Source organism: Qipengyuania huizhouensis (assembly GCF_019711635.1).
GTDB lineage: Bacteria > Pseudomonadota > Alphaproteobacteria > Sphingomonadales > Sphingomonadaceae > Qipengyuania > Qipengyuania huizhouensis.
This window is the reverse complement of record NZ_JAIGNT010000011.1, coordinates 1-18,157: the sequence shown is the minus strand read 5'-3', so window position 1 is coordinate 18,157 and position 18,157 is coordinate 1. Positions and strand designations below refer to the sequence as shown.

Sequence of the window (18,157 nt, the reverse complement as noted above, 5' to 3'; positions counted from 1 at the left end):
AAGCGGGCATGGTCCGGGCGTGCACCGACCGATCAGAAAAGTCGCCATATGCGCCCCCGCGACTCCGCTGCGACGCAGATATGCCGAGGCTGTAACAGCACTCGCAGCGCAGGAATTTCCCGATATCGACCTGCATTTCCACGATCAGTGCTTCGAAAGCGAAGGCCATTTCGCGGGAAGGGACGAGGTTCGTCTGGCTGCACTGCTCGAATGTTCGAACGATCCACAGTTCGATGCCGTGTGGTTTGCGAAAGGTGGCTACGGTTCGAACCGTATTGCAGCGGACTTCATCAGCCACCTCAAAGACGCAGCGCACGAGAAAGCGTACCTCGGCTATTCGGACTGCGGGACTTTGCTCGGCGCGCTCTATCGTGCCGGTATCGGCTATCCCGTCCACGCCCCAATGCCGGTGGATATCAAACGCGATGGCGGCAGCAATGCGGTGCGCCGCGCAATGGGCTGGATGTCGGGCGATGACAGCGGAATCGAGCCATCGCTTACAGGCAGGCCCGCAGTCGCCTTCAACCTGTACACCTTGTCCATGCTGGTGGGTACGCAGTTCATGCCGGTCCTCAAGGGTCACGACGTCCTGATCGAAGAGGTGGGCGAATATGAATATGCGATCGACCGGCTGATGTTTCATCTGGCCGAGAACCTGCGGGGCGCCGCGGGCATCCGGCTCGGCGAAGTCACCGCAATTCCGGAAAACGATCGTCCATTCGGCGCCGATGCAGAAGAGATCGTGCGGTATTGGTGCGCGCGCTATGGCATCGACTACCTGGGGCGGGCGATGATCGGCCACAGCGCGGCGAACAGGATCGTGCCCTTCGGCCTTGAGGCCAGAGCCGCACCCGCCTAAGCGCGCTGGCGACAAGGAGAGTTTCATGACTGCATTCATTTTCCCCGGTCAGGGAAGCCAGAAAGTCGGCATGGGTGTCGAGCTTGCCGAAGCCAGCGCCTACGCCCGCGAAGTGTTCGAGGAAGTCGACGACGCGCTGAACCAGAAGCTGTCCGGCCTGATGAAGGACGGTCCCGAAAGCGAATTGACGCTTACCTCCAATGCACAGCCGGCAATTATGGCGAATTCCATTGCCACCCTGCGCGTACTGGAAAAGGAATTCGGTGTATCGCTGGCTGAGAAGGCAGAATGCGTTGCCGGCCACTCGCTCGGGGAATATTCCGCTCTGTGTGCAACTGGCGCATTCGATCTTTCGCGCACCGCAAAACTCCTGCGCCTGCGCGGGATCGCCATGCAGGACGCTGTGCCGATCGGTGTCGGCGCGATGGCTGCTCTGCTGGGTGCGGATATCGAGAAAGCCACTGCGCTGGCAGAAGCGGCTGCCGAAGGGCAGGTTTGCGAAGTCGCCAATGACAATGATCCTACGCAGGTCGTGATTTCGGGGCATGCAGAGGCTATCGACCGTGCCATCGAATTGGCCAAGGATCACGGGATCAAGCGCGGCATCAAGCTGCCTGTATCCGCTCCGTTCCATTGTTCACTGATGGAACCTGCGGCGCAGCGGATGAAAATGGCGCTGTCCGACCCCGCGCCGGGCGCATTTATGGTGCCGCTCTATGCAAACGTCACTGCCGCCCGCGTGACCGATCCGGCCGAAGAGCAGGGCTTGCTGGTCGACCAGATTACCGGACGGGTCCGCTGGCGCGAAAGTGTGCTCGCCATGCGCAAAGACGGGGTCGAGCGCTTTGTGGAACTTGGCGCCAAGGTACTCGGCCCAATGGTCGACCGCATCGACAAGGAGGCGATGACGATAAGTCTCGTCACAATGGAAGATCTCGAGAAATTCGCGAAGGAGTACGCCTGATGTTCAGCCTCGAAGGCAAAACCGCTCTTGTTACAGGGGCCAGCGGTGGAATCGGATCGTCGATAGCCCGCGCGCTGGCGCGGCAGGGCGCGAGGCTGGCCCTTTCCGGATCGAACCCGGCGAAACTGCGCTCATTTCGCGAGGAACTGAACGACGAGTTCGGGCACGATCACGTTGAAATTACCTGCAACCTCTCGGATTCCAAGCAGGTCGAAGAATTGATCCCGGCCACGGTGGATACTCTCGGCAGCATGAACATTCTCGTCAACAATGCCGGCATTACGCGCGATAACCTCGCCATGCGGATGAAGGACGAGGAATGGGACGAGGTGATTCGCATCAACCTTGAAGCCAGCTTCCGCCTGATGCGCGCCAGCGCGCGCCCGATGATGAAGGCCAAGGGAGGTCGCATCATCTCGATCACAAGCGTCGTCGGTCACACGGGCAATCCGGGACAGATGAACTACACGGCAGCCAAGGGCGGCCTGACGGCCATGTCGAAAAGCCTGGCGCAGGAGCTTGCGAGCCGCAACATCACCGTAAACTGCGTTGCGCCCGGCTTCATCCGCACCGCGATGACCGATGCGCTGAACGACGATCAGAAGGCGGCTATCAATAGCCGAATCCCGATGGGGCGCATGGGCGAGGGCGAGGAAATCGGGGCTGCCGTTGCCTATCTTGCTAGCGATGAGGCTGCCTATCTGACCGGCCAGACGATCCATGTGAATGGCGGCATGGCGATGCTGGGCTGATTCCTCCGGTTATCCCCAAGCGAAATCCGCACACTAGCGCCATAAGCTTGCAGGGCATGACAGCCTCGCTAAGGTCGCTATCCGTATTCCGGCGCTAGTGGGGCGATTCCGGCCTTCACAGCGCTCAAAAGGGACGAAAGAAGGACCATGAAGGCCACAATCGAACGCGCCACCCTGCTGCGCTGTCTCTCGCATGTCCAGTCGGTGGTCGAGCGTCGCAACACCATCCCCATCCTCTCGAACGTGCTTATCGAAGCGGAGGGTGACGGTCTTCGCGTGATGGCGACCGATCTCGATTTGCAGGTCGTCGAACACATCGATGCTGCCAGCGTCGAAAGTGACGGCGCCGTCACGGTCTCGGCCCATCTTCTTTTCGATATCGCTCGCAAGTTGCCAGAAGGCAGCCAGGTCAGTCTGGAAACGGCCGAGAACCGTATGGAGGTCAAGGCAGGCCGCAGCCGCTTCAAGCTGCCGACGCTGCCTCGCGACGATTTTCCGGTGATCGTGGAAGGCGATTTGCCGACGAGCTTTTCGCTTCCTGCCAAGACGCTGGCGGAACTTATCGATCGGACGCGGTTCGCGATCTCGACCGAGGAAACCCGTTACTATCTCAACGGCATCTTCCTGCACGTATCGGATGAAGACGAACCGGTGCTCAAAGCCGCCGCTACCGATGGCCACCGCTTGGCGCGCTTCACGCTCCCCCGTCCGGCAGGTGCAGAAGGCATGCCCGACGTGATCGTGCCGCGTAAAGCGGTTGCGGAATTGCGCAAGCTGCTGGACGAGAAGATGGACGGCGATGTCCTGATCGACCTATCGGCCAGCAAAATTCGCTTTACGCTTGGTGGAGAGGGTGGTGTCGTCCTGACCAGCAAGCTTATCGACGGCACCTTCCCGGACTATTCGCGCGTGATCCCAACAGGGAACGACAAGCTGCTGAAGATCGATCCCAAGAGCTTCTTCGCAGGGGTCGACCGCGTGGCGACGATTGCCACCGAGAAAACCCGTGCGGTCAAGATGGGCCTCGACAAGGATCGCGTGACGCTGACAGTTACATCGCCTGATAACGGCACGGCTTCGGAAGAACTGGCGGCAGAGTATTCGGCTGACGGTTTCGAGATCGGTTTCAACGCGACTTATCTCAAGGACATCCTTAGCCAGATCGACAGCGACCAGGTGGAAATCCATCTTGCCGATGCCGGTGCGCCGACATTGATCCGCAAGAATGACGACAGTCCGGCGCTCTACGTCCTGATGCCGATGCGTGTGTGATCGCCTGAATTTCCACCACGATCGCGCCGATAGTATCGCGCGTCGCTGGCCCGATACCGGTTCGGATGCTGTTATTCGGCAGCCTCCGCAAACTCGGCCCGCTGCGGTCCCCGGATAAGGCCTCCAGGGGTCGCTCCGGTCCATTTGCCCTCGCGGAAGGTAACCACGCCGCTCTTTATCGTCGCGACATAGCCATCGGCCTTCTGGAGCAGGCGCTTGCCGCCTGCCGGCAAATCGAAGGCAAGCCAGGGTTTGCCGAGTTTGAGCCGGTCCATGTCGATAATGTTGATGTCGGCCAGGTAGCCGGGGGCGATTACGCCGCGATCCTCGAGCCCGTAAAGCCGCGCAGTGTCGTTGCACTGGCGCTTGATTGCGTTTTCCAGCGTGATGCGCTCGCCGCGTTTGCGGTCACGCACCCAGTGCTGGAGCATAAAGGTAGGTGAGGCTGCATCGCAGATCGTTCCGCAATGTGCGCCGCCATCGGACAGCGAGTTTACAGTATCGTCTGCATGCTGGAGTGGGTGGAGGAAATCGAGGTTCTTGTCGGCATAGTTGAGGATGGGAAAATAGATGAAACCTCTGCCATTGTCGCGGCAGAGCATATCATAGGCGTATTCCTGCGGGTCGATCCCGGCATTCTGGGCGCGCGCCTGAACAGTGGCGCTGTCTTCGGGCTCGTAGTCGAAATCGTCGTCCATCTCGTACATCAGCGCCCAGCCTTGGGTGACTGCAGCGACGACCGGGAGAATGTCTGCGGGCGCTTCGGAATAGTCGTTCGCTTCTGACAGAAGCCGGGCCTTGAATTCCGGATCGAACAGCTTCGCTTTCTTTTCATCCCAGGGCAATTCGCTGATCGTTTTCCAACTGGGGCGATAAACGAACGGGTTCACCGTACCCTGCCACGCCATGATGATGCCGTTCCCGCGAAGTGCGATCTGGGCGACGATGTTGGCGCCATTATCGTTCTCGGCGCGCATGGTGGCAATCTGCTCGTCGAGTGGCAGCTCTTTCGCAATCGATTGCAACGCGGCGAAGGTCACCGGAAGACCTGTCTCGCGGCTGAGTTTCCCCATCCATTCGAATTCGTTCCATTCACGCTTGAGATCGCTCGCCATTTCGAAGACACCGTGTCCCGCCCGGCCCATGGCCCGGCCAAGCTCTACCAGTTCTTCTGCGGTGGCCGTCGTTCCGGGAACTAGAACGCCGCCTACGTCCTTGTGCAGCACTGTACGACTGGTCGAGAAGCCGAGCGCACCCGCCCGAACACCTTCTTCGACAATCTTGCTCATTTCCATGATGTCGTCGTCTGTTGGCACTGCACCCGGTTGTTCGCGTTCGCCCAGAACATAAGCTCTTACAGCGCCGTGGGGGACGTGCGTCCCGACATCGACAGTGCGCGACAGCTTCTCGAGCTCGTCGAGATACTCGGGGAACGTCTCCCAGTTCCAGGTAATGCCTTCAGCCAGCGCGGTGCCCGGAATATCCTCCACGCCTTCCATCAAACCGATGAGCCAGTCGTGCTGATCGGATCTGGCAGGCGCGAAACCCACGCCGCAGTTGCCCATGACGACCGTCGTTACCCCATGCCAACTGCTGGGCGCCATTTCCTGATCCCAGGTGGCCTGACCGTCATAGTGCGTGTGAATGTCGACGAAACCTGGAATGACCGTCATTCCGCGAGCGTCGATCTCCTCGGCGCCTTTGTCATCGATCTCGCCCACTTGCGCAATCAGACCGTCCTTGATCGCTATATCGCCGGTGAAACGCGGCTCACCGGTTCCGTCGACAATGTTTCCCCCGCGAATAATCAGATCGTATGCAGGCATGATTATGGCTCCTCTCTCGGAAGAGAAGGTTCCACATTGCAACTGGTCTGGCAAGCAACCTTTCAGGGACCGGCAGGTCAGGCGGCTCTGCCAAGTTCCGCGTCGGTTTGCGGTGCGTCGAGGAATGTCCGCAGACTGGCCACGCTTTCGTCTGCATGGGTGAGCAGGAACAGATGTCCGCCGCCCTCGATGATTTCAAGCTGTGAATTCCGGATGGCGGTAGCGAGTATCTTGCCGTTGATGAGCGGGACGATCTGGTCGTCTTCGCCCATCATGATCAGCACCTCCTTGTTCATGAAGGGCAAGGCAGGCAGGCTGGTCCAGCCGAACATGGCGAGAAGCTGATAGAGATATCCGCGCGGGGAGGGCGGCTTCAGTCTGCCGATATGGCTATTTTTCTGGTGAGCAGAGCCGTCTTTGTCCACGCCCCCATAAAGCGTCGCGAAATGCTCGTTCATGTACTCGGGGTCGATGTATCTGCGCGGATCTGCCATTTTCGAGAGTGCAGCAGGATTGCCCGGGACCATCAGCATTCCCGCGGTTGTGGCTGCCAGGATCAAGCGACGCGTTCGCTTGGGATGCTGGAGGGCAAAATGCTGCGCCATGGCGCCGCCCCATGATACGCCCATAACGTCGACCACATCTACGCGGAGATGGTCGAGTATCTGGGTGGCCGTCCAACACATAGTGAATGGATTGTAGGGGAGGGTGGGATCGGGGCTTTCTCCGGTGCCGGGCATATCGAACATAATGAAGGCGCGTTCGGTCAGCATTTCGGCGAGCGGGGCCACCGCCTCGATATTGGCACCGATCCCGTTGAAAAACAGGAGCGGAGGGTGATCCCCGGGTTCGTCGAGACGCCAGTGAGCGACGCGTAAAGTGCGGCCTCCGACTTCCATCATCTCGACCGAAGCGGTCAGCTCATTCTTGGTCATAGCGTTCACGCATCTGGTCCTGGAGAGATTTCAGCACGCTTCCATAACGTACAGACCCGGGGCGGGGTCCAGCGGCGGATAGGTCTTGTTCCCCGTTTTCGCGGGTGCCTTCTTCTTTGCACCCGAACGCTTCTGCAACCAGTCCATCCAATATGGCCACCAGGAGCCTGCGACTTCTTCCGTGCCTTCCAGCCATTTGTCCGCAGTTTCAGGCAGTTTGCTCTTGCCGTCTTTCTGGACGTAATATCGCGCCTTCGGGTTGCCGGGCGGGTTGAGGATCGCCTGCATATGGCCGGAATGGGATAGCACGTAGGTAATATCCTTGGAGCCGAACAGGCGAGTGGAGCGATAGGTCGCCTTCCATGGAGTGATGTGGTCCGTTACACCACCCAGGATGAACATATCGCTGGTAACTTTGGAAAGATCTATCTTGTGATCGACCATTTCGACCTCCCCCTTCTTGGTGAAAGCGAGCGTCTCGAAAATGGTCAGGAAGTCGCCCATCAGCGCCCCCGAAAGATTGGTTGCATCGGCGTTCCAGAACAGCACGTCGAAAGCTGGCGGGTCCTGCCCAAGCAGGTAATTGTTGATGACATAGTTCCAGATGAGATCGTTGGGCCTCAGCCATGCAAAACCGCGAGCAAGATCGTCGCCCTTGATCACGCCTTTCTTCTCCGCGCGTCGCCGAGCAAGCGCGAGACCGTTCTCGCTGATCAGTGAACCTGCTTCGATGTCGTTCTGTTTTGGGTGAAGCACACAGACCATGAGCGTGAGCGACCCCAACAGATCATTGGACTCGGCTGTCAATTTGCTGGCCAGCAAGGCTGCCGTCTGTCCGCCGGAGCAGCCTGCAGAAACATTGACCTTCTTGCTGCCGGTGATCTTGCCGACTGCTTCCATCGCCTCGCGACAGGAATTGACATAATCCGCCATGTCCCAGTGCCCTTGTTCGGGCGAGGGGTTTTTCCAGCTGATAACGAATGTCTGGATACCATTGTCCAGTTGGTACTTCACCACGGACTTGTCGGGCGAAAGATCGTTTATGTACATCTTGTTGATTTGTGGAGGAATTGTCAGCTGGGGAATCGCGTAGACCTCATCGGTCGTGGGAGCATAATGGACCAGTTCCATCATCTCTGTTCGCAGCACTACGTGCCCTTTGGAGGTGGCGATGTTCTCGCCCAGCTTGAAAGGCCTCTTGTCGACCTGACTGACCATGCCCTTGTTATGGACCATGTCGTCGTAAGCGTTCTTGAGGCCTTTCACGAGGCTCAGGCCGCCGCTGGTGATCGCCATCTTCTGTGCGCTCGGATTGCCGATTAGTGTGTTCGTGGGAGCAAGGCTGTCGACGATGATATTCGAGATGAACCGCGCTCGGTCCTTTTCCAGCTCATCCAGATCGAGGTCTTCGAGCCAGCGCGCCGCACCCTTCTGCACAGCGAGGTAATATTGCATCCCGGCCCGCATGAAGGGGTTATACTGCCAGGTGGGATCCTGGAAACGGCGATCCTTGGGATCGGGCGCAAGATCGCTTTTTCCGGTCATGATCTTGATCATGTCCTCGCCCATCGCCTGGCCGTGCTTCATCAGACGCTGTGGATCCGAAGCTGTCTCGCGCAGCATGACCGCGACGGCGCCGAAAATGTCCTCGCGCGTCAGGCCAATGAGCGGACCGAGTGCGGTGGTGTGCTGGACGGCTTCGTCTTCGAGCTTGGGCATAGAGGTCTTCTTTTAGGATGGACAGATTAGGCGTTGTTCCAGTTAGCGAAGTGCGGCGATCATACTTTCGATATCGACAAATTTTTCTCGTGGCGAACCATCACGAGCGGCGGCGTTTTCCGCTTGTTCGATCTTTTGCCAGTCGCGGAAGGTAACTATGTCCAGCCGGCGTTTCTCGGCCAGTTCGTCGAAACCGGCGCGGCCGCGATTGCGAGAGCCATTGCCGATATCATCGGCAACAAGTTCTATCACGCCATAACCGTCAGGCCGGTTCGTACCGATCGTTCCGGTCGGTCCGCGCTTCGCCCATCCCACACAGTACAAACCGGGCAGGATGCGCCCGTCATCATTCGCGAAACGGCCAGCACGTTCATCGAAGGGAGCGCCTTCTATCGGCGAAGAGCGATATCCGATGCAGGTCACGATGATATCGGCAGGGATTTCATAAACTTCGCCAGTGCCGACCGCGCGGCCTTTCTCGATCGTGGTACGCTCTATTTCAAGAGCGCTAACCTTGCCGTCTTTGCCCTTGAACGCTTTGGGGCTGGCGAAGAAATCGAACTCGATGGCGATCCGTTTTTCGCCATGGATGTTTTCCGGGATAGCCGCAAAATCGCGCAGCAGGGTAACCGACTTGCGCAAACCCGGTTCAAGGATCGCGTCGTCAGCCCCGGGCGGCAAATCGTTCTTGTCAACATGCGGACTCGCCCGTTCAAGATGCATGAGTTCACCCAATTCCTTGGGAGTCATCATGATCTGGTGAGGTCCCCGCCGTCCCACTATCGTGACCGTCTCTATTTCCGAACCATGCAGCGCATCGAGGGCATGGGCGACAATGTCGGACCCTGCAAATTCGCCCTCCGTCTTGGACAGGATTCGCACTACGTCCAGCGCGACATTGCCCATTCCAATCACCACCGCGTGTCGGCCGGAAAGATCGGGGGCGAGGTCGGCGAATTGAGGGTGGCCATTGTACCATCCGACGAAGGCGGCGCTGCCGAAGATATTGGCGAAGTCTTCCCCCGGGATATCCAGATTGCGGTCGTGCGGTGCTCCGGTGGCAAGAATTACCGCGTCATAGAGTTCCTGGAGTTCCGCAATCGATACATCCCTGCCGACCTGCACGTTGCCGACGAAACGGACTTCTTCGGAAAGCGCGGTCTTCTCATACCGCACCGAGACTTTCTTGATGGACTGGTGATCCGGTGCAACTCCCGTCCGGATAAGGCCATACGGGACGGGCAAGGAGTCGAACACATCGACCCGCACATCCTCTCCCCACTGTTTGCCCGCCGCCTCGGCTGTGTAATATCCGGCCGGACCCGATCCGACGATAGCGATGTGACGCATATACGGCCCTCTCCGAACCGTTACCATGGCGTGTAGGGCCAGGCATGGCAAGCAGGCCCGTCGTGGAAAGCGCCATGGTTATTCGTTTGGTAAGGGTTTCTACTTATCTTCCAGACCATTGGAGTAACATTTCTGCAGTGCGCACAGGGCGAAAGTCCGAGACTGGGAAACGGATGGCGGGATTTTTCTCGAGAGGATCGAGAGCGGAAACATTCGACTCTGACGAGGCGGCAGTCGTGCCGATCTCGCAGGGCGACCTCGTACGCCGCGTAGAATTGCTCGATAGCGTCGAAAATTCGGGCTTGAGCTGGTTCTGGGCAACCGACCAGCATGGTCGGATGATCTATTTGTCTCAAAACGCCCAGTCTCGCCTGGGGCTGGGTGACGAAGGGGTCATCGGTAAGCACCTTACCGAAATCTTCCAGAGCGACGATGCCGAGAACGCGGAGGGCGACGGAGGGCGCCCTCTGGCCTATTATCTTGGCGCTCGCAATTCTATCGTCAAACTACCGGTCAAGGTTGCCGCGTCTGCCGAGAATCTGATCCTGGAAATTGCCGGGAAACCCCAATTCGACGCCCAGCACAATTTTTGCGGTTATCGAGGTAGTGCCAAGGACATTACCAAGATCCATGAAAGCCAGCGCGACGCGAAGCGCCTCGCGCAGTATGACGCGCTTACCGGTCTTGCCAACCGGCACCGCATGAACAAGCAGCTGGATTCATCTCTCAATAAATACCGCAGCGACAAGCGTGCCTGTGCCCTGATGATGCTGGATCTCGACCGCTTCAAGCAAGTTAACGATACGCTTGGTCACCCGGCCGGGGATGAACTCCTCAAGCAGGTTTCCGGCCGACTTGGCCAGATTTTCGGGAACAAGGGTGAGATAGGGCGCCTTGGTGGCGACGAATTTCTCATCATGCTGCCTGACGTCGATGATCGCGGGGAACTCGGCGAATTGGGCGCGCGCGTTATCCAGATGATCGCGCAGCCTTATTCCATCAACGGGTTGCGCGCGATTATTGGCGTTTCTCTGGGCATTGCCATTGCGCCCTATGACGGTCTCAATGCAGAAGAATTGGTCAAGGCGGCCGATCTGGCACTCTATGCGGCAAAGGGCGGGGGGCGTGGCCAGTATCGCTTCTACTCACGCGAGTTGCAGGAAGGTGCGAAGCTTCGCCGACAGCTTGAAGAGGACTTGCGCGACGCTCTGATCAAGGACGAGCTGGTTATGCATTACCAGCCCATCGTGAAGGCCAGCGATTACAAGTTATCTGGATTTGAGGCCCTGATTCGCTGGGAGCATCCAGAACGCGGATTCGTTTCGCCTGAAATCTTCATTGCGTGCGCTGAAGATATCGGAATGATCGGGCAGATAGGCGAGTGGGCTTTGCACAAGGTGTGTGAGCAGGCCTCGCAATGGCCAATCGAATTGCGCGTTGCGGTGAATGTGTCGCCGACCCAGTTCACAAGCAGCGACTTCGTCCAGGTTGTGCAACGGGCATTGCAGAAGTCGGGGCTGGCACCGGACCGGCTCGAGTTGGAAATCACAGAAAGTGTTTTTGCCGGGGACGACGATCTTACGCGTACAATCTTCACCGAATTGAAAAATCTTGGTGTACGCCTCGCGCTCGATGACTTTGGCACCGGATACTCTTCGCTGAGCTATTTGCGCAATGCGCCTTTCGACAAGATAAAGATCGACCAGAGCTTTGTTCGCGGGTCGACCGAAGAAGGGAATAATAATTCGGCCATAATCAGCGCGATCGTAAGTCTGGCTGACGCACTGGGGATGGAGACGGTCGCCGAAGGAACCGAGACCAAGGACGAACTCGCTTTAGTCAAGAAGCGGGGTGCCAGCCATGTGCAGGGCTACATATTCTCTCAGCCAATAAGCCATGAAGAAGCACTCGAACGTCTTGCCAAAGGTCAACTGATCTACGAGCCGCGCGGACCCGAAAAATATCGGGCCGACAGAAAATCGGTGCTGCGGAAGATTGGTCTTATTCACGATGACCATCGCTATATCGTCACGCTCAGGAACATCTCCAAAACCGGAGCGCGCATAGAAGGGTTGCTCGATGTGCCGGTCGGTACAGAGGTGGTGCTGGACCTTGGCGATGGGCAACTGGCGGTTGCGACCGTTCGCCGGTCGAGAAAACATGTCCAGGGGGTTGAATTCGAACCCCCCCTGATCAGCAATGGTGCCGACGGTCTCTGCACGCGTCATCGGGTCTCGCCCTACGAGCTCGAAGCTGCGGGACGGCCTCTCGCCGCGTTGCCTCATGATGCATTCGGTGTTCTCCAGGAAAGCGGACTGAAGCGCATGCCGAGTATTCCGCGGTTTGCTGAAATGGAGTTCGAACCGACGTAAATGCTCGATGCAGAGCACAAGGGAATCGTGCGGCGTTAGCTCGATGCTAACCATTTTAGGCTAGTCCGATTCAACCGAACCCGCCATCGACAAGGTTGAAAGCCATGGGCGCCATGCCCTTCACCGAATTTTTCAAAGGCCGCAAATCTGCCGAAATGATGGATGTGGTCGGCGTGCAGCAGCCGTCGGCGGAGTTTTCGCAATCGGATAAACTTGCGATCGTCGAGCAGCTGGAAAGCTCTGGTATTGCCTGTTTCTGGGCGACCGACACTCGGGGGATACTCAGCTACCTTAGCCCGCAAATCCAGGAGAAGTTCGGTCACAGGGCTGCCAGGATTTTCGAGGTACCCTTGCAGCAGCTACTTCAGCCCGTTTCGACCGATGAAGATGCTCGTTCGCTGGGATTGAAACTGGGGACACGTAAAAGCTTCGCTGGTATGACCGTCGAAACGGGAGACGAAAAAGCAGATCTCGTTCTGCGTTTAACCGGCCGACCGCTTTACGATGAGGCGGGCGAGTTTTTGGGATTTCGTGGCACAGCGACGGATATCACCGAAGAATTCCGCAGCGAGGAAGAGGCAAGCCGTCTCGCTAAGTTCGACACGCTGACGGGCCTCGCCAACCGCCACCGGATGGAACAGAGAATTGATTCCACTCTCCAGACTTTCCGTAGTGCTAAACGCGCTGCGGCGCTCCTTATGCTTGATCTGGATCGATTCAAGCAGGTCAATGACACGCTCGGTCATGCAGCTGGCGACAAACTGCTGCAGCAGGTGGCAGAGCGATTGAATACAGTGGTCGCGGGTAGAGGTGAGATTGGCCGTCTCGGAGGCGATGAGTTCCAGATACTCATTCCCGATATGGATGACCGCGGCGAACTCGGAGAGATCGCCAAGAAAATCATCCAGATGCTTTCACAGCCTTATTCGGTTGAGGAAGGGCGTTGCAGTATCGGGTGCTCCGTCGGTGTCGCCATCGCACCCTATGACGGAGTCGAGCGCGAGGAATTGAGCCGTGCGGCCGACCTTGCCCTCTACGCTTCGAAAAATGGCGGCCGCGGTCAGTTCAGGTTTTACGCGGCTGATCTCGAACACGAGGCTCATCTGCGCAAACGCATGGAGGAAGATCTCGCCACCGCGATCGAAGAAGGAAACTTTACGCTCGAATATCAGCCCTGTGTTACGCTTGCGGACAACAAGGTCATCGGCCTTGAAGCGAAATACAGCTGGGAAGATCCCGAGAGAGGCCGCGTCTCGCAAGAGACCTTCATCCCGGTGGCAGAGGGAAGTCGCCTGATTATCCCCATCGGCGAGTGGGCTTTGCGAAAGGCATGCGAAGAAGCCAGCCAATGGCCCGAAGCGCTGCGCCTCTCGATCAACATATCCTCCGTGCAGTTCGAGGCCAGCGATTTCGTCGCGATGGTCGGTAGCGTGCTCAAGGATACGGGGCTCGACCCGGCACGACTAGAACTCGAACTCAATGAATCGGTTCTGCTCGGCGATGCGAGTAAAGTCGATGCCGCTCTCGGCGCGCTCTTCAAGCTTGGCGTGCGCCTGACCCTGGACCAGTTCGGCACTGGCCTCTCATCCCTGTCCTATCTCCGCCGTGCACCGTTCAACGCGCTCAAGATCGGTGCGAATTTCTTCGAGCCGGTCATGGGCAACGATCTGGGCGATATGGAACTTGTTCGGGCGGTGGTTGCCCTGGCAGGAGCCATGGGCATGGAGACTGTCGCTACGGGCGTCGATTCCGTGAAGCTGATGGGCGAACTCAAGAAGATTGGCGTTGGCCATGTTCAGGGCTTCGTCTTCTCCGATGCCCTCAACCAGGACAGCGTGCTCGAAGAGATCGCGAAGGGCGAATGGGTGCTCGAACCCACCGACAATGGCAGCCAGCGTGCCAGCCGGCGTACGGTCTTCCGCAAGATCGGTCTGATTCACGAGGATCACTATTACGACGTGACGCTGCGCAACATGTCACGCTCCGGTGCGATGATCCAGGGTTTGGAGGACGTACCGATCGGTACCCAGTTCGTGCTCGACTTCGGACAGGGTCAGTTGGCCGTGTGCACCGTTCGCCGCAGCATGGACGATACCCAGGGAGTGGAGTTCGAGCAGGAACTGGTCGATGACGGAGCTGGCGGACTTTGCACACGCCACCGCGTCAATCCCTATGCGCTGGCGGCCGCCGGCGCTCCGCTTACCGCATTGCCGCCCGGCAAATACAGCCAGGCACCCGAGGCTTCGCCGGGTAGTTTCGCCCAGTTCAAGCTGTCGGCCAACGCGCCCAAACAGGGTGGCGGACCGCAAGAAGGCTGACACGCGCGAATCCGGCTGACAGGGCGGTGCAGCGGCGCTAATGGGGCGGCGCAATGACCGACCTTTCCAAGATCCGCAATTTTTCCATCATCGCCCATATCGACCATGGCAAGTCTACCTTGGCGGATCGGTTGATCCAGCATTGCGGGGGGCTGACCGATCGCGAGATGTCCGAGCAAGTCCTTGATAACATGGACATTGAGAAGGAGCGCGGCATCACCATCAAGGCGCAGACGGTGCGCCTGAACTATACCGCGAAGGATGGCGAAACCTATGAGCTGAACCTCATGGACACGCCCGGCCATGTGGACTTCGCCTACGAGGTCTCCCGCTCGCTCGCCGCGTGCGAGGGCGCGCTGCTGGTCGTGGACGCGGCGCAGGGGGTCGAGGCGCAGACGCTCGCCAATGTCTACCAGTCGATCGAGCACGACCACGAGATCGTCCCCGTCATCAACAAGATCGACCTGCCCGCCGCCGAACCGGAGAAGGTCAAGGCCGAGATCGAGGACATCATCGGCCTCGATGCGTCGGACGCCGTGCTCACCTCCGCCAAATCGGGCATCGGCATCGAGGATACGCTGGAGGCGCTGGTCAAGCGCATCCCGCCCCCCACGGGCGACCGTGACGCCCCGCTCAAGGCCATGCTGGTCGACAGCTGGTACGATCCCTATCTCGGCGTGGTCATCCTCGTCCGCGTGATGGACGGGGTGATCAAAAAGGGCCTCAACGTCCGCTTCATGCAGGGCGGCACGCAGCATCTGATCGACCGCGTGGGCTGCTTCACCCCCAAGCGCACCGATTTGCCCGAACTCGGCCCGGGCGAGATCGGCTTCATCACCGCGCAGATCAAGGAAGTCGAACAGGCCAAGGTCGGCGACACCATCACCACGGTGAAGGGCGGGGCGGAAAAGGCGCTGCCCGGCTACAAGGAAGTGCAGCCCGTGGTCTTCTGCGGCCTCTTCCCGGTCGACGCCGCGGATTTCGAGAAGCTGCGCGAAAGCATCGGCAAGCTGCGGCTCAACGATGCCAGCTTCAGCTTCGAAACTGAAAGCAGCGCCGCGCTGGGCTTCGGCTTCCGCGCCGGCTTCCTCGGCCTGCTGCACCTGGAGATCATCCAGGAACGCCTGACGCGCGAATACGATCTGGACCTGATCACCACCGCGCCATCGGTGGTCTACCGGATCCAGCTCAACAAGTCGCGGACCGACCCGGCGCAGGAAATCATGCTGCACAACCCGGCCGATTATCCCGATCCCAGCCGGATCGAGAAGATCGAGGAACCGTGGATCAAGGCGGTGATCTACACGCCCGACGAATATCTCGGCTCCATCCTCAAGCTGTGCCAGGATCGGCGCGGCGTGCAGGTGGACCTGACCTATGTCGGCGGCCGCGCACAGGTGACCTACGAATTGCCGCTGAACGAAGTGGTGTTCGATTTCTACGATCGGCTGAAATCGATCAGCCGCGGCTATGCCAGCTTCGACTATGAACAGATCGGCCTGCGCGAAGGCGATCTGGTGAAGATGAGCATCCTGGTGAACAACGAACCGGTCGATGCGCTGTCGATGATCGTCCACCGCGACGTGGCGGAACAGCGCGGCCGCGGCATGTGCGAACGGCTGAAGGACCTGATCCCGCGACATCTGTTCAAGGTGCCCATCCAGGCCGCGATCGGCGGCAAGGTGATCGCCCGCGAAACCATTGCCGCCATGCGCAAGGACGTGACCGCCAAATGTTACGGCGGCGACATCAGCCGCAAGAAAAAGTTGCTGGAGAAGCAGAAGAAGGGCAAGGCCAGAATGAGGGAATACGGAAACGTCTCGATCCCTCAAGAGGCCTTCATCGCTGCGCTACGTATGGGCGAGGAATGACTCTCATTCTGAGGATGCCAGAGCGCCTCAGGCGGCCTGCCCCGGCGAAGGCCGGGGGTAACGTGTCTATCCCGCAGGAAGCCTTCATCGCCGCGCTGCGTATGGGCGAGGAATAATCCTCCGCCCGCGCGGCCCGATATCCAGCCGGTTCAATACCGGCCAACCAGAAACGACATGACCGAATATGCCTTCATTCAAGCAACCTACCTTCGAAGAACGCCAGGCACTTGCCGAAAAGGCCCGTGAAAAGGCGCTGAAGAAACTCGCCGACAAGCCCAAGATGGACGAGGCGACCATCGCCAAGCGCAAGGCCGCGCAGGAAGCCCGCGAAGCCGCCGCGAAGGAAAAGAGCGCCGCCAAGCGCGAAGCGCGTGAGCAGGCCAAGGCCGAAAAGGCTGCCGCAGCCAAGGCGAAAGCCGAAGCCGAGGCCGTGCCCGAGCCGACCGAGGAAGAACTTAAGGCAGCGCGCGATGCGAAGTATGCCGCACGCAAGGCGCGCAAGAAGAAGGGCTGAGGGAGGGCGCTCTCGTGGCTGATACTTGGCGAAACCGTCGCGGCGTTGCACAAGGACTTGACTGCCATCTGTACAGCCTGTCCCGGCGAAGGTCGGGGCAACGACATCACGCGAACGATAAACTGTTGGAAAAGCAGAAGAAGGGGAAGGTGTAGATGCGGGAATATGGAAATGAAAGCGCCCGGCAGGATACGTATATCGGAGCGTTACGGATGGGCGAGGAGCAATGATTAACCCCTATAAGGTTTTCGGCAAACTTTTGGCGAAGGGAACTTCACGTGAATTTTGAGGAGGGGTTTCCTGATCGCTTCACTCGTAATACCGACGTTTATTTTTCAGTAGATGTTGAAACAGACGGTCCGATCCCGGGTCGTTTTTCCATGCTCTCATTCGCTTTAGTCTATGCTGGTGCGTTTGACGGAAAGACATTCTTCAAGCCAAAAAAATACGAGCGCTCATTTTATTGCGAGATTAAACCAATTTTCGAAGAATTTGAGCCAGAAGCAATGCAGGTTAACGGTCTCGATCGCGCGAAGTTGCTTCAATCAGGTTTGACACCGAACGACGCGATGAATCAGGCATCGAAATGGATTGAAGAAACGACGGGAAAAGGCGAGCCAGTTTTCGTCGCTTACCCGCTAAGTTTTGATTGGAGTTGGATGTATTGGTATTTCGTACAATTCTCCAACACGGGCTCGCCTTTTGGCTACTCTCGCTGCTTCGACATTAAAACAGCTATGGCGCTTTCTTTAGGCAAGACTGTGAGAAGTGTAGGCCGAAAACGAATTCCGAATGTTCTAAAATCCCAATCGCCGCATACACATCATGCACTAGACGATGCTGTTTCGCAGGCGGAGATCTTCGCGAACATTTTTAAGCTGGAGAGTGGAAAGTGACCGCCTATCTCGATGAGGTGCGTGCCCAAACGGTAGCGCGTATTTCTTCCCTGCGTAGCGACCTAGCGGAAAGGGAGCAGTTTCTGGGCAACATGGGTTGTATTTTTGCAACCGGATCATTTGGACGACTTGAAGCCGGCGCCGATAGTGACCTTGATGTGTTCATTGTCATTAAGACCTATATGAAGGACATTGCTGGGGAGCAAATAGAGCTGTTGCGACTCAAAGAAACCGAGCAAATCCAGTTGAAAAATGATTTAATTACGGCGGTGGACAGAGCAGATATTGCAGAGTTTGACTCAGGTGGAAAGTATCTCTCCACCCACAAGTTCGACGATTTTGTTAAGTACTTGGGGTCACCTGAAGACGACTATCTTAATACATTTACAGGGAGGATGTTACTCCTGTTGGAGAGCCAGGTGATCATCGGAGAATCTAGGCCCTGTTGACAAACTGATTGGTCCAGAGGCGGGCGGCGGCGATATGTATGAAGCCGAGATAGCTTGCTG

General features: G+C 58.1%; 14 protein-coding genes and 1 pseudogene. 11 read left to right on the top strand and 4 right to left on the bottom strand.

Annotated features, from left to right (window positions below; translation table 11 throughout):
* Positions 1-19: 19 nt before the first annotated feature.
* The 4 genes from K3180_RS09885 (at position 20) to dnaN (ending at position 3,847) form a co-directional block, all read left to right on the top strand.
* On the top strand, positions 20-859 hold the full coding sequence (locus K3180_RS09885; RefSeq protein WP_425594523.1) for an LD-carboxypeptidase: 840 nt from the start codon (positions 20-22) through the stop codon (positions 857-859).
* 25 nt (positions 860-884) lie between these two features.
* Positions 885-1,823, top strand: coding sequence for an ACP S-malonyltransferase (fabD, locus tag K3180_RS09880; protein WP_221540438.1), 939 nt, complete (start codon positions 885-887; stop codon positions 1,821-1,823).
* Positions 1,823-2,575 carry a 3-oxoacyl-[acyl-carrier-protein] reductase gene (gene fabG / locus K3180_RS09875; protein ID WP_221540436.1) on the top strand — a complete coding sequence of 251 codons (753 nt, stop codon included), beginning with the start codon at positions 1,823-1,825 and terminating at the stop codon, positions 2,573-2,575. Before fabD ends, fabG begins: the two co-directional genes overlap by 1 nt.
* A 147-nt stretch (positions 2,576-2,722) precedes the next feature.
* Entirely contained in the window at positions 2,723-3,847 is a 1,125-nt protein-coding gene (gene dnaN / locus K3180_RS09870; protein WP_221540434.1) for a DNA polymerase III subunit beta, read from the top strand.
* Between the two features lie 71 nt (positions 3,848-3,918).
* On the opposite strand, the gene K3180_RS09865 is transcribed toward dnaN, so the two are convergent.
* The 4 genes from K3180_RS09865 to K3180_RS09850 form a co-directional block, all read right to left on the bottom strand.
* Complete coding sequence (locus K3180_RS09865) at positions 3,919-5,673, bottom strand: N-acyl-D-amino-acid deacylase family protein (RefSeq protein WP_221540432.1); 1,755 nt, start codon at positions 5,671-5,673, stop codon at positions 3,919-3,921.
* Positions 5,674-5,750: 77 nt separating this feature from the next.
* Complete coding sequence (locus K3180_RS09860; protein WP_247710482.1) at positions 5,751-6,608, bottom strand: alpha/beta fold hydrolase; 858 nt, start codon at positions 6,606-6,608, stop codon at positions 5,751-5,753.
* A gap of 30 nt (positions 6,609-6,638) precedes the next feature.
* On the bottom strand, positions 6,639-8,327 hold the full coding sequence (locus tag K3180_RS09855) for a PHA/PHB synthase family protein (RefSeq protein WP_221540431.1): 1,689 nt from the start codon (positions 8,325-8,327) through the stop codon (positions 6,639-6,641).
* Positions 8,328-8,369: 42 nt separating this feature from the next.
* Positions 8,370-9,677 carry an FAD-dependent oxidoreductase gene (locus K3180_RS09850; RefSeq protein ID WP_221540429.1) on the bottom strand — a complete coding sequence of 436 codons (1,308 nt, stop codon included), beginning with the start codon at positions 9,675-9,677 and terminating at the stop codon, positions 8,370-8,372.
* Positions 9,678-9,850: 173 nt separating this feature from the next.
* Here K3180_RS09850 and K3180_RS09845 point away from each other — a divergent pair, with 173 nt between their 5' ends.
* The 7 genes and pseudogenes from K3180_RS09845 (at position 9,851) to K3180_RS09820 (ending at position 18,097) form a co-directional block, all read left to right on the top strand.
* Entirely contained in the window at positions 9,851-12,049 is a 2,199-nt protein-coding gene (locus tag K3180_RS09845) for an EAL domain-containing protein (protein WP_247710475.1), read from the top strand.
* Positions 12,050-12,153: 104 nt separating this feature from the next.
* Positions 12,154-14,367, top strand: a complete 2,214-nt coding sequence (locus K3180_RS09840) for a putative bifunctional diguanylate cyclase/phosphodiesterase (protein WP_221540427.1) — start codon at positions 12,154-12,156, stop codon at positions 14,365-14,367.
* 53 nt (positions 14,368-14,420) lie between these two features.
* Positions 14,421-16,238: a translation elongation factor 4 gene (gene lepA / locus K3180_RS09835; protein WP_221540425.1), complete on the top strand. Its 1,818-nt coding sequence runs from the start codon at positions 14,421-14,423 to the stop codon at positions 16,236-16,238.
* A 184-nt stretch (positions 16,239-16,422) separates the two neighbouring features.
* The gene (locus K3180_RS09830; protein WP_221540424.1) at positions 16,423-16,752 is read left to right on the top strand and encodes a DUF6481 family protein; all 330 of its coding nucleotides are present in this window, start codon (positions 16,423-16,425) and stop codon (positions 16,750-16,752) included.
* Between the two features lie 18 nt (positions 16,753-16,770).
* Positions 16,771-16,982: pseudogene (locus K3180_RS13025) on the top strand (hypothetical protein); the annotation flags it as partial.
* A gap of 48 nt (positions 16,983-17,030) precedes the next feature.
* Entirely contained in the window at positions 17,031-17,648 is a 618-nt protein-coding gene (locus K3180_RS09825) for a 3'-5' exonuclease (protein ID WP_221540422.1), read from the top strand.
* On the top strand, positions 17,645-18,097 hold the full coding sequence (locus tag K3180_RS09820; RefSeq protein WP_221540420.1) for a nucleotidyltransferase domain-containing protein: 453 nt from the start codon (positions 17,645-17,647) through the stop codon (positions 18,095-18,097). Before K3180_RS09825 ends, K3180_RS09820 begins: the two co-directional genes overlap by 4 nt.
* Positions 18,098-18,157 lie beyond the last annotated feature (60 nt).

Excerpts from the sequence above, each read along its gene's own strand:
- fabD (WP_221540438.1), top strand. The coding sequence starts at position 885 with ATGACTGCATTCATTTTCCCCGGTCAGGGAAGCCAGAAAGTCGGCATG.
- K3180_RS09840 (WP_221540427.1), top strand. The coding sequence starts at position 12,154 with ATGGGCGCCATGCCCTTCACCGAATTTTTCAAAGGCCGCAAATCTGCC.
- K3180_RS09850 (WP_221540429.1), bottom strand. The coding sequence starts at position 9,677 with ATGCGTCACATCGCTATCGTCGGATCGGGTCCGGCCGGATATTACACA.
- K3180_RS09865 (WP_221540432.1), bottom strand. The coding sequence starts at position 5,673 with ATGCCTGCATACGATCTGATTATTCGCGGGGGAAACATTGTCGACGGA.
- K3180_RS09860 (WP_247710482.1), bottom strand. The coding sequence starts at position 6,608 with ATGACCAAGAATGAGCTGACCGCTTCGGTCGAGATGATGGAAGTCGGA.
- dnaN (WP_221540434.1), top strand. The coding sequence starts at position 2,723 with ATGAAGGCCACAATCGAACGCGCCACCCTGCTGCGCTGTCTCTCGCAT.
- fabG (WP_221540436.1), top strand. The coding sequence starts at position 1,823 with ATGTTCAGCCTCGAAGGCAAAACCGCTCTTGTTACAGGGGCCAGCGGT.
- K3180_RS09855 (WP_221540431.1), bottom strand. The coding sequence starts at position 8,327 with ATGCCCAAGCTCGAAGACGAAGCCGTCCAGCACACCACCGCACTCGGT.
- lepA (WP_221540425.1), top strand. The coding sequence starts at position 14,421 with ATGACCGACCTTTCCAAGATCCGCAATTTTTCCATCATCGCCCATATC.
- K3180_RS09845 (WP_247710475.1), top strand. The coding sequence starts at position 9,851 with ATGGCGGGATTTTTCTCGAGAGGATCGAGAGCGGAAACATTCGACTCT.
- K3180_RS09830 (WP_221540424.1), top strand. The coding sequence starts at position 16,423 with ATGCCTTCATTCAAGCAACCTACCTTCGAAGAACGCCAGGCACTTGCC.